The 515-nt window shown below is 67.0% G+C and carries 1 protein-coding gene; it reads right to left on the bottom strand.

Annotated elements, in window-relative coordinates:
* A partial coding sequence (locus tag NX801_RS30615) for a methionine adenosyltransferase domain-containing protein (RefSeq protein ID WP_258791230.1) occupies positions 1–515 on the bottom strand: 515 nt, incomplete at both ends.

Raw genomic sequence — 515 nt, 5'->3', positions numbered from 1 at the left:
CCGATCGCGTACGCCACCTGCACCTCACAGCGCGAGGCCAGCCCGGCGGCCACCACGTTCTTCGCCACCCAGCGCATCGCGTACGCCGCCGAACGGTCCACCTTGGACGGGTCCTTGCCCGAGAACGCGCCACCACCATGACGCGCCATACCACCGTAGGTGTCGATGATGATCTTCCGGCCGGTCAGCCCCGCGTCCCCCATCGGACCACCGATCTCGAACCGCCCGGTCGGATTGACCAGCAGCCGGTACCCCTCGGTCTCCAGCTTGATCCCGTCGTCCAGCAACTGCTTGAGCACCTGCTCGACCACGAACTCCCGGATGTCCGGCGCCAGCAGCGACTCCAGATCGATGTCCGAGGCATGCTGCGAGGACACCACCACCGTGTCCAGCCGCACCGCCTTCTCCCCGTCGTACTCGATCGTCACCTGCGTCTTGCCGTCCGGACGCAGATACGGAATCGTCCCGTTCTTCCGCACCTCGGTCAGCCGCCGGGACAACCGGTGCGCCAGATG

The sequence above is a fragment of the Streptomyces pyxinae genome (assembly GCF_024756275.1).
In the GTDB taxonomy this organism is placed as follows: domain Bacteria; phylum Actinomycetota; class Actinomycetes; order Streptomycetales; family Streptomycetaceae; genus Streptomyces; species Streptomyces pyxinae.
Note: the sequence above shows the minus strand (reverse complement) of the source record. Positions and strands in the feature narration are given on the sequence as shown.